Origin of the sequence: Paenibacillus roseus (genome assembly GCF_016424485.1) — a bacterium.
GTDB classification, from domain to species: Bacteria; Bacillota; Bacilli; order Paenibacillales; family Paenibacillaceae; genus Paenibacillus_D; species Paenibacillus_D roseus.
This window is the reverse complement of sequence record NZ_JAELUP010000103.1, coordinates 160,961-177,827: the sequence shown is the minus strand read 5'-3', so window position 1 is coordinate 177,827 and position 16,867 is coordinate 160,961. Positions and strand designations below refer to the sequence as shown.

Genomic DNA, 16,867 nt, shown 5'->3' with positions numbered 1-16,867 from the left:
CAAATGAGCGCCGACGGAAAAGCCGACTGGTATGTTAAGCTAAACCCACGAGAAATGATGACACTCACAAAAGCCATCCCTTGCGGCTGGTACATCCCCCAAGGGAGAGCTTTTGAAAACCAAAAATTCCTCGAGGTTTACTTTACAAAAGAGGAAAGAAATTTCACCCGATCCCCCATCGGGGGGATGTTGTTGTCCACCAGGGAGATTTCCAGAACAGCCGGCCCGCGCAAATCGCGCACCATTGCCGCAATCGCGTCCCGGTCCAGATCGTCCATCGTTTCTACGCGGTAGCTGGGAATGTCCATCGCCTGCGCCACAGCGGCAATGTTGATCGGCTGTTGTTCAAAGCGCGCATGCGACCGTTTGTATTGCAGTGTATGACCGTGATACACCATGCCGAGGCGGGCGTTGTTCATGACAACGAATAGAATCGGCAACTCGTATTCTTTGGCCGTCAACACTTCCATACCGTGCATGAAGAAGCAGCCATCGCCGGTGAGGCACACGACCGGTCGCTCAGGATCAGCCAGCTTCGCGCCAATCGCCGCGCCGATTGCACTGCCCATCGCGCCAAAATGCACATTGATATCGAAGCTTCCTTCCGCGTGGACATTCATATAACGGATTACATAGGACATGAACTCGCCAATATCAATCGTGTACAGCGCCGAAGCAGGCAAACTATGCTGCAATTTGGTCAGTACATTCCGCGAGCTGTACGCCGCATCGTCGGGCAGACTTTCACGGCTTGGTCGTTCATAGGCTGTCCGCGTCAACCCCAATTCCTGCAATTCATCGATGAGGAACAGCAGGCTTAGATGGATATCCCCCAATATGGGAAGATCGACGGGATACTTGCGATGGAAGACATCCTTATCGAAATCCAACTGGATAAAGTAGCGATCCTTCGTCAAATTAGGGTTCCAGTTGTTCGTAGCCGTTTCGCCTAGACTGGAGCCGATCACTACAATCGCTTGACCATCGCCGTCGTTGATGAGCGCAGAAGCTTGCTCATGACCGGCAAATCCGAACACGCCCGCATGCAGCGGATGGTCGTCTCGCAACAGACCTTTCGCTTGGGGCGTCGTCACGATCGGCCAATCGAGCAGCTCCGCCAGCTCCAGCACGGCGTCGGCGCATTCTCGCGCTCCCTGTCCGGCGAAGATGTAGCCGCTCTTGTGCGCGACCAGTTCGCGCGCCGCCTGACGCACACGCGCCGCATCCGGCACAACAGGCGCTCGCACAGGAAACTCCGGCAACGCTGCGGCATCATCGATATCCGTCAACTGCACATCAATCGGAATCGCCACATGCACCGGCCCAGGGACGCCCGATAGCGCGATGCCGACCGCTTTGGCAATCTCAACGGGCAAGTCCGCGCCGCGCCGCACCGTCACGCTGTATTTTGTAACCGGGCGAAAGATCGGCTCGGCATCCAGTTCCTGTGAAGCATTAAGTCCCACTGTACTCACCGGCACAGCACCGGTTATGAAGAGCACAGGCAAGTGCTCGCGCATGGCGTTGGCAACCCCGGTCACCAGATTGGTTCCTCCCGGACCGCTGCATCCGATGCAGACGCTTAGTCCGCGCGAATATTTGGCATAGGCAGCAGCCATGTAGGAGGCGGCCCCTTCATGTTTGGTAACCACAGGCGTAATTTGCGGAAGGTCGTACAACTCGTTGTACAGACCGTTGACCGATCCTGCAGGGATGCCGAAGACATATTGTACGCCTCCAGATAACAGATAATCAAACACAGCACGCGCAACCTTCATTGATTCATTCCCCCTTCTCAAATTTGACACTTCTGCCGCTGGCGGCAGGTGACAACAACTTAATCAATAGTTATAGTAGGGGTTCATCGAGTACAAGATATGTCTTCAAACTAACGGGTCTTCACGCCCAGCAGCAGCAAGTTGGTCAATTGCTCGGCGGACTGCGGCTTGCCGAAATAGTAGCCTTGCATCGAGGTGCAGCCTTTGGACAACAGGAAATCAATTTGCGCCTGATTTTCCACCCCTTCGGCGATCACTTCGAGCTTCAGATTTTGCGCTAGTGTAATGATTGTCGTCGCGATGGCCGTATTTTCGTAATCAGAGTCGACATCCTTCAAGAAGGAGCGATCCACCTTGAGCGTCGTAATCGGGAACCGTTTCAGATAGCCAAGTGAAGAAAAGCCTGTACCAAAGTCATCAATGGCAATTTTGATACCGGACTCCCTGAACTGCTCCATCGTTTTCAGCGTGCCTTCCGTATTTTTGATGATGATATTTTCTGTCAATTCCAGTTCCAAATCGCCAGGCGACAGTCCGGTTTCCTCAAGGATGCTGTTGACGGTATGCAGCAAATTGCGCTGCTCGAACTGCCGCGCGGAAATGTTAACGGAAACATCCAGATCCTTAAAGCCGAGATTGTGCCACGTTTTCAGTTGTTCACACGCGCCGCGCAGCACCCATTCACCGATTGGGATGATCAGCCCGATTTCCTCGGCAATCGGAATGAACTCCCCCGGCAGCACCATTCCCCGCTCCGGGTGGTTCCAGCGAACGAGCGCTTCGACGCCGGTTATTTCTCCTGTTAGATAATTGATTTTAGGCTGATAATAGATCACAAATTCCTGATGGTCGACCGCGCGATACAAGGCGCTGACGAACTTGACTCCATCCAGCGTCTGCCTGTCCATGCCGGAAGTATAAAACTGATAGTTGTTGCCTGTCAGTTCCTTGGACTTGTACATCGCCGTATCGGCGTTCATGATCAAGCTTTCTTCCGTATCGCCATCGTAAGGAAAGATGCTGATGCCGATGCTTGTCTTGATGAACACCTCATTGCCATTAAGGTTGAACGGGCGCGAGAAGGCCTCCAGCACACGTTCAGCGACAACGATGACTTCCTCCTCGTTTTGCACACTGGGCAGGATAATTGTGAATTCATCTCCGCCCTGGCGCGAAACCGTTGCGCCCTTGCCGACACAGTCGCTTAGCCGGCGCGCCACTTCCTCAAGCAGCAGATCGCCGTAGCTGTGACCAAGCGTGTCGTTGATCATTTTGAAACGGTCGAGATCGAGAAAGAAGACGGCAAGCTTCTCGCCGTGAATCTGGGCGTAGGCCAGTCCCTGATTCAGGCGATCCTTCAACAGCACCCGGTTGGGCAAATTTGTCAAGCTGTCGTAATAAGCGTGATACCTGATTTTCTCTTCCATCAACTTGCGTGTCGTAATATCCTTGAAGGTCACGACATAGCCGACGATGGCTCCGTCTTCCTTGATGGATGAAACGACATATTCAACAGGGAAGCGCGAACCGTCCTCGCGGAAGAACTGCTCATCGGTGTCATACTCCGTGTTGTTATTCTCAATATAAGAGGCAAAATTCGGCTGTTCCCCCGGCTGAAACGACGTAATCCGTTTGAAAATGCCGCTGTAAGACTGATCAATCAGACTCTCCTTGTTGTCATATCCCAGCATGCTGGCGGCTGCCGGGTTGCAAAAGGTGATAAAGCCCTCCCGATCAAGGCCGAATATCCCTTCTCCGGCTGAGTTAAGAATCAGTTCTTTTTCCCGGCTGATGCGTTGCAGCTCTTTCACCGCATTTTCCAGTTCCGTATTTTTCTCCAGCAGCTCGAATGTCCGCTCCTGGATAATCAGTTCCTGCTTCTCCATATAGAGCAAGTTGGACAGTACCGACGCGGTGGTATCGGCAATTGATTGCGCAAGCTGCATGCTTGCCTGGGTATAGCTCCGCTCTTTTCCTTCGAGGTTAACGACAGCAATTGTGCCAAGCACCTGGCCGATGGATACCATAGGCATCATGAAGATGCCTTTAATCCCAAATCTGCGACATGCGTCATGGTTAGGCCGCGGATCAGCCATGACATCAGGCACAAGCACGGACTTCTTCGTCCGGATGACTTCCTGGAACATTTTGTCCTCGCTGTGGTCGATCTTGATTTTGCTATGCGTCTTCATCCATTCTTCTTCTGTCCAGTCGCTGCCCTTGCTGAGCCGGGCCGGTTTGATTCTGCGGCCTGCCAGCGGATCGATGAAATGCGCGCCGATGTTGGAGTTGCCCATCACCCGTGAAATATAGCTGAAGCACTTGTCCAGCACCTCTTGCATTGACGAGCACATCGCCAGGTCCCGAGACACATCGAGCAACAGCTGCTTCTCTGCAATCAAATTTTCTTTGCGCGTCAACTCATTTGAATTCCGAATCGCAACTGCCGCCATATTGATATAAGCTTCCACAGTTTGAATTTCGGACTCGTTCAGATTCATCGGAATGCCGTAATCAAACAGGAATATTAGTCCGAACAATTCCCCTTCGTAGGAAATCGGTCCGACCAACAAAGATTTGATCTGAAACGCGGCGATGGCGCCCTGATCAGGCCGATGATCGACCGAAGTATCGGGGATATAGATCGTTTTTCCCGTTTCGATTACTTCTCTGGCCAGATGATCCAGCTCCGGATTAATAACTTGCATATCGAGCGTCATACCATTGATAAACTCAGGCTTGCCTACAAAACCTTTGAAGGTTCCGTCGCCCTGCGGCAAGTAGATGCCTACGGAATCACAACTGACGATTTCCTCGGAAATGGCGGTCACAACGTGACTCAGCACTTCTCGCAGTTCAAGATTTGTGTTAATCAATTTGGTGATATTGGCCAGGCGAGAATATCTGGTTTGCTCTTTGGACATAGATGCCCCCCTCCCCCCAGTAAATCGCCATTTAGTAGTATTTACACTGGTCTTCTTGTCATTGTATGTCATTCGACAAATCCTCTTTAAATCCTCCTTGATTTTGGATAATTTATGGAATTAATTTCCAATAACGAATTAGAACTATTTCATTTTAAAGAATTGCGCCTATAGTCTTTGGGCCCTTGAGCGGATGTCTCCATACCCGCATTATGCTTCCTCCGACCTTATAACCAGTAGTAGATCGAAAGACAGTTTCTTGGAAAACAATTTTGAATATTTGCTGGAGAACAGCAAGATGGATTGGAAAAAGTATAAATAGGATGCTTATTTAAAAATAGAAAGGGCTCCTTCACGCATACGTGCGAAAATTTCGCCAATGCCTTAGGAGCCCTTGCACATTACCGCTTGTCTAACGTTAAGCCGTCTATTGCTTTCTTGGGATGACGAAAGCTTTGTCCGCTTTATTGAACCTGAGCTTTGGATAAAATTCCACTGCCCCCGACCACGCAGTAATCAGAACGTCCGCATTGTCGATCATGTGCTGAATGCGCCGGAGATCTCCATAGGGTCGTTTCATCTCACACTTGCGGAACACTTCCGCCACACATCTTTTGCATCCTGTACCCGTTCCTCTGAATACTCGATCAACGGCCTTCCCCCAAAAAATGCCTTGAACTGCCCCATTGTCTCGTCCGACTCTAGCTAGACATCCTCAATACCTTTCCAATATCAACGATGCATGCGCTGCTTGGGCGCTTCAAGCTGCCAATCAGCTCGCCTTGTTCCGGTTATAAATATCGAATGCTACAGCTAACAGCAATACTAACCCTTTGATCCCTTGCTGCCAGTCGATGCCAAGGCCGATGAGCGACATGCCGTTGTTCATGACACCCATGACAAGACCGCCAATGATCGCACCTACAACGGTGCCTACGCCGCCGGACATCGAGGCGCCGCCGATGAAGCTCGCCGCGATCGCGTCAAGTTCGAAGTTGACGCCTGCTTTTGGCGTAGCTGCATTCAGGCGTGCCGCGAAGATCAATCCCGCTAACGCAGCTAACACGCCCATATTAATGAAAACATACAATGATACTCGCTTCGTCTTGACGCCGGACAAGCTGGCAGCCTTATCGTTGCCGCCCAATGCATAAACGTGTCTACCAATAACCGTCTTGTTCGTGATGAACGTATAAATCAAAATGAGGAAAAATAAGATGATGAGAATATTCGGAATCCCTTCGTAACGCGCCAGCACATAGATGAAAATATTCAGTACCAGCACCATCGCCGCCACTTTCGCCGCGAAGATGCCAATCGGCGCAACGTCGAACTGATAGCCCAAGTCCGTCTTCCTGATGCGCCACTCGTTCCAGATCAGAATTAGCGACAGCCCCAATCCGATCGCAATGCTCATCAGATGCAGCTCTCCGTTTCCAAGTGGATCTGGTAGAAATCCGCTGCTAATATTGCGGAACGTTTCCGGGAACGGCCCGATCGACTGCCCTTTCAGCACCAGCATTGTCAAGCCCCGGAACATCAGCATCCCCGCCAACGTCACAATGAACGATGGAATCCGCACATAAGCGACCCAGAACCCTTGCCACGCCCCGATCAGCGCACCGAGCGCCAGCGACACAATAACCGCCAGCCAGAACGGCATGCTCCAGTTCACCATCATGATGCCGGACACCGCGCCGACGAAAGCAGCCACCGACCCAACCGACAGATCGATATGTCCGGCTATAATGACGAGAACCATCCCGATCGCCAGCACGAGAATATAACTGTTCTGCAAGATCAGGTTCGTCACGTTCAGCGGTCTGAGCAGAATGCCGTCGGACAGAATCTGAAACAAAATCATAATTAACGCCAGCGCGACGAGCATCCCGTATTGGCGCATATTGTTGCGAAACATCTTAACGAGAAATTGCATCTTCGCTCGCCTCCATTCGTGTCATCAGCTTCATCAGCTTCTCCTGCGACGCATCCTCATGTGCGATTTCGCCTGTTATGACGCCTTCGCTCATCACATAAATCCGATCGCACATCCCGATCACTTCCGGCAACTCCGAAGAGATCAGTAGAATCCCTTTGCCCTCCGCCGCCAGCTGATGAATGATTGTATATATTTCGTACTTAGCTCCGACATCAATGCCCCGCGTCGGTTCGTCAAGGATGAGAATATCCGGGTCAGTGAAAATCCACTTGGAGAGCACCACTTTCTGCTGGTTTCCTCCGCTCAAATTCATCGTCTTCTGCAAAATAGTCGGGGTCTTGATGTTCATTTTCTTACGGAAGTTCTCCACCTCGACCACCTCATGGTTGTCATTGATGACACTGCGGCGGGCTATCTTGCCCAGTTTGGATAGAGTCACGTTTCGTTTGATGTTGTCGATCAGAATCAAACCGTACGTTTTGCGGTCCTCCGTCACATAGGCTATACCGTGCTCGATCGCTGCACTGATCGAAGGAAGCGTAATCTCCTTGCCATTCTTATGCAGACTGCCGCTAATCCGCTTGCCGTAAGCCTTGCCAAAGACGCTCATCGCCAGCTCTGTTCTGCCCGCGCCCATCAGCCCGGCGATGCCGACAATCTCGCCTCTGCGAATAGACAAGTTCGCGCCATCGATTACCTTGCGTTCCTGATACTGCGGATGATACACCGACCAGTTTTTGATCTCAAACAGCGTCTCGCCGATATTCGGCTCCCTGTGTGGAAACCGATGGGTCATATCGCGTCCGACCATTCCCTTGATGATCCGGTCTTCGGTCACTTTATCGCGACCGACATCGAGCGTCTCAATCGTCTTCCCATCGCGCAAGATGGTAATGGAATCGGCCACTCTTGTAATCTCGCTCAGCTTGTGCGAAATCAGAATCGAGGTAAGCCCTCTCTTCTTGAACTCCTTAAGCACTTGCAGCAAGTTCTCGCTATCGTCCTCATTGAGCGCCGCTGTCGGCTCGTCGAGTATGAGCAGCTTCACCTTCTTCGACAACGCTTTGGCGATCTCAACCAGTTGTTGCTTGCCGACGCCCAACTGACCGGCCGGCGTATTCGGCGCTTCTTGGAGACCGACCGTCCTGAGCAACTCGCGCGTCCCAACGATCATATCGCTCCAGTTTACAATTCCGTATCGGCTTTTCTCATTGCCAAGGAATATGTTTTCCGCGATTGACAAGTACGGACTAAGCGCAAGCTCCTGATGAATGATGACGATGCCGAGTTGTTCGCTTTGCTTGATATCTCGAAACTGGCATTCCTGTCCTTTGAACAGGATTTTACCCTCATAAGAACCGTGCGGGTAGACGCCGCTGAGCACTTTCATCAGCGTTGACTTGCCAGCGCCGTTCTCGCCCATCAGCGCGTGAATTTCTCCTTCTCTTACCTTTAAATTGACATTATCGAGCGCTCTTACACCCGGGAACGTCTTCGTGATGCCTCGCATCTCCAGAATAATATCGGTCATAATCGGCCCTCCCTCTCAGATGCGCGATAGCTAATGAAACAGCTTAGTGACAGCCCCGCGAAGGGCCATCACTAAGAATAGAATAACGATCTGTGATTCGTCTCTACTTCAGTTGGTCCGCAGTATAATATCCTCCGCTTACAAGAACGGACTCGTAATTCGACTTGTCAACCGAAATTGGCTCCAGCAAGTAGGAAGGAACAACCTTTTTACCGTTATCATACGTTTTGGTATCATTCACTTCCGGCTCTTCGCCTTTTAGCACCGCATCCGCCATGCTGACCGCTTTATTGGCCAACTCGCGTGTATCCTTGAAGATCGTAGACGTCTGTTCGCCGGCGATGATCGACTTGACGGAAGCAACCTCCGCGTCTTGACCGGTAATGACCGGCATCGGCTTGCTGTCGGAACCGTAGCCAACGCCTTTCAGCGAGGAGATAATCCCGATGCTGATTCCGTCGTAAGGCGACAATACCGCATCTACACGATCCGATGTGTAGTTAGCGCTAAGCAAGTTGTCCATCCGCGCTTGTGCGGTCGCGCCGTCCCAGCGCAGTGTCGCCGTTTGCTCGAACTTCGTCTGGCCGCTCTTCACGACGAGCTTGCCGGAATCGATATATGGTTGCAGCACCGACATTGCGCCATCGAAAAAGAAGTACGCGTTATTATCGTCCGGGGAACCAGCAAATAGCTCGATATTGAACGGACCTTTGCCGTCATTTAGCCCCAGCGTCTTCTCGATGTAGGACGCTTGCAGTACACCGACCTTGAAGTTATCGAATGTAGCATAATAGCTGACATGTTCGGATTTGCGAATCAATCGATCGTAGGCAATGACTTTGATTTCCTGTTTCGCAGCTTTGTCCAGTACAGTAGTGAGAGACTCGCCGTCAATCGCCGCGATGACGAGCACTTTGACACCCTTCGTAATCATGTTCTCGATTTGCGACAGTTGGTTCTCAACGACATCTTCCGCGTATTGCAAGTCTACCTTATAACCAAGCTTCTCGAACTCTTTCTTCATGTTTTCGCCGTCATGCACCCACCGTTCCGACGACTTCGTCGGCATCGCAAGGCCTACATAATTTCCACTGCTGCCGCTCTCACTTCCACTGCTGCCGCTCTCACTTCCACACGCTGCCAGCAGCACTGCTACCAGCGAGATCATAAGAAACATTAAGACCACTTTCTTCATTGTCCGTACCCCTCTCATATTCGTTGGTTATCTATTTCAACACAAGTATACGGGACAATAACAAAAGGGGTCTTTCCAAAAAAACAACCGAATTTATAAAAAACCAACTTAACTCCACTTGCTCCCGGCAGACAGAATTCCAAAAAAAATCGGAGAGACAGTTGTCCCTCCGATGTTCATGTTGATTGTAGTTTGTTGCTGCTTACTTGCCCGCTTTGTTTAGCAAGTTCAAGATTGCTTGCGCGGTTTCAGCGCGGGTGGCTGTTGTTGCCGGAGCGAAGACGCCTTTGCCTTTGCCTTGCATAAGGCCAAGCTCGATCGCCTTGTTCACATCTTGCTTCGCCCACGCGGATATTTTTTCTCCATCTTTCAGAGCGGATGCCGCATCAACTGTTGCCGCAGTCTTGCCATTCCGATACTCATATGCACGTACCATAAGGCTTGCCATCTGCTCGCGCGTGATCTGTGCCTTCGGCTCGAACTTACCGGACGACACGCCGGAGATCAGGCCGGCTTTGTATGCGGCTGCTACGCTGGCTGCATACCAATCGGTTGCCTGTACGTCCGTAAACGTCGTCGAAGTGTTTTCCGTTACCAGACCTAGCGCGTTCACAAGCATCGTGACGAATTGCGCTCTTGTTGTTACACCGTTCGGGTTGAAATCGGTTGCCGATACACCCGTCACGATATGCTTCGCTGCCATCACTTGCAATGTACGATGTGCCCAGTGCGTGTCCGGTACGTCTGTGAATACCTTGTTATATTCGAGCACAGCGAATTTACTGAAGTGTGTCAGGTAAGCTCTGATGCCGTTCTCCGTAACGGTACCGCCAACATATTCCCAAACTTTCGATTTTTCATTGAAGTAGTAGACGCCTAGCAGATCTTTGTCCAATTGGGCCAGATCAACCAGGAACTCGACTACGATCGGCTCAATGAAGTTTGTCAAGCGCGATTCCTTGTCACCGGACTTGATCTTCAGGTTAAGCTCGTAAACTTGACCCGCTTGCTTGAAGTTGCCGCCTTGAGCCGCTTGATCGACAGGTTTCATCGTAATTTCAATGTTGCCTGCTTTCGCGCCGCCTGCCGTCGCCGCCAACTTTTCAAGTACCGCGTTGGGAATCGTAATCTTCACGTTCTCTGCTGCGACTTCCAGCTTGTTCGCACCGATTGAGCTGATCAGGTCGAGCGGGATCGACAACGCTGATTGCTTCGAATCCAGCTTCAAGCTGACTTTGCCTTGATCCGGCTTAATGTCTGAGGGCTTCACAATTTTCACACCGTCAGACGAAGGGTTATTCCCGCTGCCTGCAGCCGAATCTGGGTCGGGATCTGAACCCGAATCAGAGCCTGAACCTTGATTGGGGTTGCTGCTGCTCTGACCGCTGATTGTAATTTCCAGTTCGCCTTTTACGCCGGAGCCGTCATTGGCTGTTGCCACAACCTTGACTTTGCCATTTTTCTTGGCCGTCAACAACCCGCTGACTGATATCGTTGCCTTGTCTGTAGCCGACCCGTCGATGTTGTAAACAGCCCACTTGACTGACTTGTCAGTCGCAAGCTCAGGGGCAACGGTTGCAGACATCTGCAGGGTGCCGCCTTTGGCCTTAATAACATGAGCGGTGCTGGTTACAACAATGTTTGTTACCGCAATCGATTCGTGCCCCGTTAGCGTAAACCTGTGCTTGTAGACGGCCGAATCGTCGCCTGCATGGCCGGCCCTAACCATCAGAGTGTAATCGCCCTGCGTCGGCTTGGGTATGGTGATCTTTCCGTCAAGGCCGACCTTGTTGGCCAGTATATCGTTGGGGCTTGCTCCATACACCGTCACATAACCTGACGCTGCGTCCTGATTCCCGCTGAAATACGAGCCTGCCGGCGCGTCCGGGACGCCTGTATAGCTTGCGGACAGACTTCTTGTGTAGCCTGGTATCACGTAGTAAAGCTCGACATTGGGATCATCGAACGTCGCCAACACTTTGGTGTCGCCGTCTACCCTCGTACTGCCGTCGTGCACGTAAGTTATTTTGCCATCAACGCTCTTTACCGTAGGCATACCGGTCGAAGTGCTCGCCGAGTACATCGGGGAGTCGCTGGATGACGCCGAAGCGGCAGGCCCGCCAGCCTCCACAAACTCGATCGAAAGGAACGCAAAGCCTCCGTTGGGTACATAGATATATACCGAATCCACCAGACCCTTTAGCGGAGTGTCGAAGGTATAGGTCACTTCCCCTGCGTTGCTAAACCAATCGCCGGGACTTTGAGGAAAGCTGAATCTGTTCAGAAGCTCTTTTTCAACTGCTTCAATTTTTGTCGTCGGCCCTGGCGGCGTCCCGATTCCCCTATAGACCTCCACCGGGGCAGTGCCTCCGTCCGCCCTCGTGCCGCTGATTTTCATTGCCGCAGCGCCGTTTCCGGTAAAGGCCAGATTATCGAATCTGATCCAGTCGCCGGCTTCATAACTTACGATCAACTGGCCTGCGTATTGGCCTGAGGTATACACACTCGGGCTGCGCGCTCCGTTGTTATACATGCTGTCGTAATCGCCGCCCCAAAGCTTCTGATACGCGGACTTGTAGCCTTCCGGTACCCCCTGGTAATCGGTTTTGTAGAACAGCGTAAAGTTGAATTTATAGTCGGTGAACAGACCGGGGTATTCAACGTCCTTGATCTCGATGCGACCCTCGGCGTCTGAGCGTACATTTACAACCAAAGTATGGCCGTCGCCGACGATTGTCGCGTCCCCCTTATTGGTCGTAATATTCCCGCCGATTTTTGCAGGGAACGTCACCCTGAGCTTGCCGTCAATCAAGGTCTGGGTTTCAGGCGTCCAAAGCTGCTTAATCGAAACCACCGTCAGATGGCTTGAGCCTACATAATTATTGCCATCCCAGAACTCAACCACATAGACGCCCTCCCCGGGGACATCAGCGGCGCTCAATTTGAGCACGGCCTTGCCATCCGCGTCGATTACCGCGGAGCGTATAGTTGATCCATCTTCTGCGATTAAACGAATTTCGAAGCCTTTATAAGCGGGATCAGCGGTTACTGGGATTCTTGCCTGATAACCCTCAACGATCGTTTTGACGTTCAGTACGGCGTCGACATGTTCCACATCGTAACGCGGCGCTTGATAATAGTCATTCGCTGCTTTTATCGATTCGTCCGCCTTGTTGTCGAAGCCGGTTACGGGCTTCATGGTGTAGCTGTACTCATAGGTCTTTCCTGCGACATTTAAGCGGTAGTCCAAATCTTCACGGGGCTGCGCTCCCCAGCCGTTATAACCACCGACGCCCATTCCCCACGCGTTGATGCGCAGCGTAATCGGCAGATCAGGATCGCCGCCGTTTGCCGCAAGCGCATCCCTTTCAAGCTGATACGGATGATAGTCGCGGCTCGCTCCTGTTTTGTTCAATTGTTCAGGCGAATAATGCAGGGCGTTGAATTCCAGCATGTTCGTACTTGTTACTCTGCTGCCGCCCAGAGGCACCGTTCGGCCGTTGGACTTAATCAGCAGGCCGTCGCCGTCGCCGTCGGTAAGCGCCATCCAGCGCACATCCACCTTATTGCCGTTCTCCTGTACCTGAATATAATCCACAAACTGTTCGGCAACAGTGCTGTTATAGATGCCAACCGGATAGCCAAGCTTGCGATCCACATAAGATTCTTCGGAACCCCGACCATACCAGGCTATATTGTCGAATCCCGGTTTGACAGTCATCATGCTGCCTATCTCCAGGGGTCTGGCGTTATTTCCTGTGAGGCTGCCGTTGAATTCGTAAGTGTAATCGACCTGCACCTCGCCGTTGGCGTAGACCTTGTATACCGTCTTGTAGCTGCCCTTGCGGGCGTTGGGGGCGCCGAGATATCCACTGATGGCGATCTCCTCGAAATCTTTCCCCCCCTCATTAAGCAGGCTGACTTGTTCCACCGTAACGTTATTGCTGGCGGTGCGCCACGCTTCGCGGGTGGATGCGTTGGCATCCCATCCGTAGTCGTTCTCTACAAAGGCGCGCCAGAAGTTAGGCGCGGGGCCTTTTTCCAGAAAATCTTTGCCCTTGTAACTATACTTGGTTATAATGCCAGTCGCTTTATTTATTACAAGGGAGAAGTCATTGTCGCCGTCCACGGTGATGTCGGTTGCCCCATCCACGATGTCGAACGCGCCTGTGCTTGCTGGCGGCTTGGCTGTGCCCCTCTCCCAAGGCTCGCTGTTGAAGTCAACCGGAAGCTGACTCCAGGATACTTCGTAGTTCTGTGTGTCCGCCCAAGCGGGTTGCCCCTTTTCGTAGAAATAAACGTTGAAGAAATATTCCGAGCCTTGATAACTCTCCCAATCCTCCGGTCTGTCAAAAGGCACCTGGAACTGATCCGAAGTGATTGTCTTTTCATCTACGCCTGATGGCGCTGGGCCGACGCTAATCCCGGCTTCCCATACGCCGTCTTCAATAACCTTTCCGTCACGCTGAAGCTCCCAGCGCGCTCCATATTCATTAGTATTTGTAAATAACATCTTATTGTTTACGGTAAACTCACTGCCTTCCTTCAGCGCGGTCACATCGTTCGGAAGGGTCGCAGTTATCCAGCGGTACTGATATTTCATTTCTTCCCATATAGGCTTCAATGCGCGGTCGTTCAATACAATGCCGTTTGCAGTCTGGGAGCCGTGATTGCCACTGTTGGTGCCCATGGTGAAATTAGTGGGCTTGTCGCCCCAGTCGCCGCCGTACCCGTAGAACCAGTTGTCGGGGTGATTGATGTAATCCGCGTCATAAGCGATATCCGGCCGCGGAGTCAATACTCCCTTGTCCGCCCAGTCCCAGATAAAGCCGCCGATCGCTCTCGGTTTATCGTCAAACCCCTTGATATAGGGGTCCCACGCGCCGCCCGCGTTGCCCCGGGTATAGATATACTCACAGATCAAATAGGGTCTGTTGTCGCCACCCGAATTGCTGCCGACGCTGCCCGGACTTGAGTACATGTTGCTGCTGACGGTGGGGTTGCCGTTGACGAGACTATTCTTGTAACTATTATCAAACTCCGCGTGTGTCGCCCGCGTCGTGTCACGCTCATTCGCCCATTTGGTGGCCCATTTTCGGAACTCGTCGCCGCCGCTTGATTCGTTACCCATGGACCAAATCACAACACTGGGATAGTTTTTGTCACGTTCCACCATATTCGCGATACGGTCGCGTATCGCGGGGCCCCAGTTTGGGTTGTTCGAAATATGAAAGCCGCCGCCGTCTCTGTCGGAATGGGTCTCGAGGTTCGCCTCATCCATCAGATAAAGGCCGTACTCGTCAGCCAAGTCGTAGAAGCGCGTGTCCTTCGGGTAGTGAGAAAAACGAACCGCATTGACGTTGCCCTGCTTCATAAGCTTGTAATCCAGGCGAATCGTATCCTCGGTCATGGTGCGACCGTACGTGCCAACGTTCGTCTCATGCAGGTTGGTGCCGTAGAACATGATGCGCGTACCGTTTATAAAGAAACGATCACCCTCAATTTTTATTTCGCGGAAGCCGACGCGCACAGAGGTAGTCTCCTGTATGCTGCCGTCCTTCTCAAGGGTGAGCACCAGCTTATACAGGTTCGGTTTCTCTGCGGACCACAGCTTGGGGTCCCGCACATTAATTTTGAAATCCAAATAGCTGGCCGCCCGGGCATAGTCCTCCGGCGTTAACTGGCTGGTGACCGTATGACCGTTCTCACCCTGCCAATAGACATCGGTCACCACCTGGTCGTTTCCAAGCCAGTTTTTCTTAATTTTGAACTGGTTTGGATCGATCGCTTGGCCAGCCGTCCCGATAACAGTTTCCCCGTCATACAGCTTGGCTGTCAGCTTGAGATCGTCCCGATCATCCGCGCCGAAGTCGCGCAGCAGCGATTTTACGTTGAGGTTCCAAGCGCCGTCGTATTTACCAGCGGTCTCGGGCGTGGTCTTGACCTCAAAGTCGTACAGCGCCACTTTTGGACGCGCGGTTAGAAATACGCTGCGGAATATGCCCGACATGTTGAAGACATCCTGATCCTCCAAAAAGCTGCCGGTCGAGAAACGGAACACCTGAATGGTCAGCACATTCTCAGCCTTGTTCGTCCAGTTTAAATACTTGGTAATGTTAAAGGTTTTGTTTGTAAAGCTATCCTCGGCGTAGCCGACAGACTGTCCATTGACCCAGACGAAGCTGTTGGACTCAACGCCCGCCAGATCAAGCAGGATCTCGCGACCATCCCAGTTATCGGGCACTTTGAACTTGTGCCTGTACGTGCCGACGGCGTTTGTGCCGACGGGCGTTTTTCCGCTGACAGACTTGCCGGTGTTATTCCAGCCATCCTGCTCCCACGCGTAAGGACCCCAGTTTGTATAAATAAGCTTGTCATACTTGAACTTTGGCTTGTTGCCATTGGCCGGGTCGGCTTCCCAGTTTATCTGCCAACTGGACGGGACGTTAATATTATCCCAGCTTGCATCGTCATAACTAAATTGGGTAAAATCGAAAGCGTTTTCAGCGTCCGAGAAAGCGTTTCCACTTGCTGCGGCGCCTAGCCTGTCTGCCGGCCTGGCGGCATAAGAGAACTTCCAGTCAGACGCGTTGACGGTATCAAGATTCATGTAGTAATCGCTTTCCACAGGATTCATGGTATAGCCATCAAGGGCTTTTTCTTCGGTATCATACGGATAGAAATGCGCCTTCGCGTCCTCGCGGTTGACCGCGAAACGTTTTGTCTGCTCGGTCCATTCGTCGCCCTTTACTGCTCCCTCGGTATCCCTCGGGGGTTCCGGAATACCTGGCGGATTAAAGCCGTTAGGGTCGTAGCCGAGTACATCAAATCTGCTAAATAGGCCGTATTGACCTTGTTTAACAATTCTGAATTTCAGTATATAATAACTATCCGGCAAATTGCCGTCAGCAGAACTGTCGAAAATAACGACATCTTCGACAGCATTGGCGCTGTTCGTATTCACGATCTTCTCCGGCCTCACGATGTCGCCGGCAGAAGGGCTTTCTATGTTGGCACCTGATTTCAAAACGGTAAAGGCCATTTCGCCGTGGTTGCTGGCCGTCTTTCCGTACACCTTGATGCCTGTGCCTTTAAATCTGAAAGTAACATAACCGGCCTCCCAACACGACCAATATCCTCCACTATTGACCCAGTTGGATTCGCCCCCTCCCCCTCCAAGCGCTGGGAGATAAGCTTTATAATACTCGCTTTGGTCACTTGTGTGCATATCACTGCCGTCAACGGTCAGCACGTCGCCTGACGCGGACTGAGCCGCCCGCGCCGCCGGAGGCGGCGGGAACAGCGGCAGAACAAGCATCACCGCCATCACCAATGATAGTGTTGACTTGCGAATAGCCATTGTTTTTCCTCCTCTTTTGAATCTAACGTTTTTTACTTACTCGCACCAATACTTACATGCCATCATCAGCATAGCTGCCACATCAAGCTTGCTATGCTGATCCCATTAAAACCGCTTTCAACATTGTCTGTACCCCTCTC

The 16,867-nt window shown here is 51.9% G+C and carries 6 protein-coding genes; all 6 read right to left on the bottom strand.

Annotated features, from left to right (window positions below; genetic code table 11):
- Positions 1–137: 137 nt before the first annotated feature.
- The 6 genes from JFN88_RS17680 to JFN88_RS17655 all read right to left on the bottom strand — a co-directional run bounded on the left by JFN88_RS17680 (position 138) and on the right by JFN88_RS17655 (position 16,727).
- Positions 138–1,778 (bottom strand): thiamine pyrophosphate-binding protein, encoded by a 1,641-nt coding sequence (locus tag JFN88_RS17680; RefSeq protein WP_199020621.1) that lies wholly within the window; start codon positions 1,776–1,778, stop codon positions 138–140.
- Between the two features lie 110 nt (positions 1,779–1,888).
- Positions 1,889–4,702 carry a bifunctional diguanylate cyclase/phosphodiesterase gene (locus JFN88_RS17675; protein WP_199020620.1) on the bottom strand — a complete coding sequence of 938 codons (2,814 nt, stop codon included), beginning with the start codon at positions 4,700–4,702 and terminating at the stop codon, positions 1,889–1,891.
- Positions 4,703–5,474: 772 nt separating this feature from the next.
- Complete coding sequence (gene mmsB, locus JFN88_RS17670; protein WP_199020619.1) at positions 5,475–6,638, bottom strand: multiple monosaccharide ABC transporter permease; 1,164 nt, start codon at positions 6,636–6,638, stop codon at positions 5,475–5,477.
- Complete coding sequence (gene mmsA, locus JFN88_RS17665) at positions 6,622–8,172, bottom strand: multiple monosaccharide ABC transporter ATP-binding protein (protein WP_199020618.1); 1,551 nt, start codon at positions 8,170–8,172, stop codon at positions 6,622–6,624. The genes mmsB and mmsA overlap by 17 nt, the downstream gene beginning before the upstream one ends.
- A gap of 103 nt (positions 8,173–8,275) precedes the next feature.
- Positions 8,276–9,367, bottom strand: a complete 1,092-nt coding sequence (gene chvE, locus JFN88_RS17660) for a multiple monosaccharide ABC transporter substrate-binding protein (RefSeq protein ID WP_269846576.1) — start codon at positions 9,365–9,367, stop codon at positions 8,276–8,278.
- 202 nt (positions 9,368–9,569) lie between these two features.
- On the bottom strand, positions 9,570–16,727 hold the full coding sequence (locus JFN88_RS17655) for a glycoside hydrolase family 2 TIM barrel-domain containing protein (RefSeq protein WP_199020617.1): 7,158 nt from the start codon (positions 16,725–16,727) through the stop codon (positions 9,570–9,572).
- Positions 16,728–16,867: the final 140 nt, after the last annotated feature.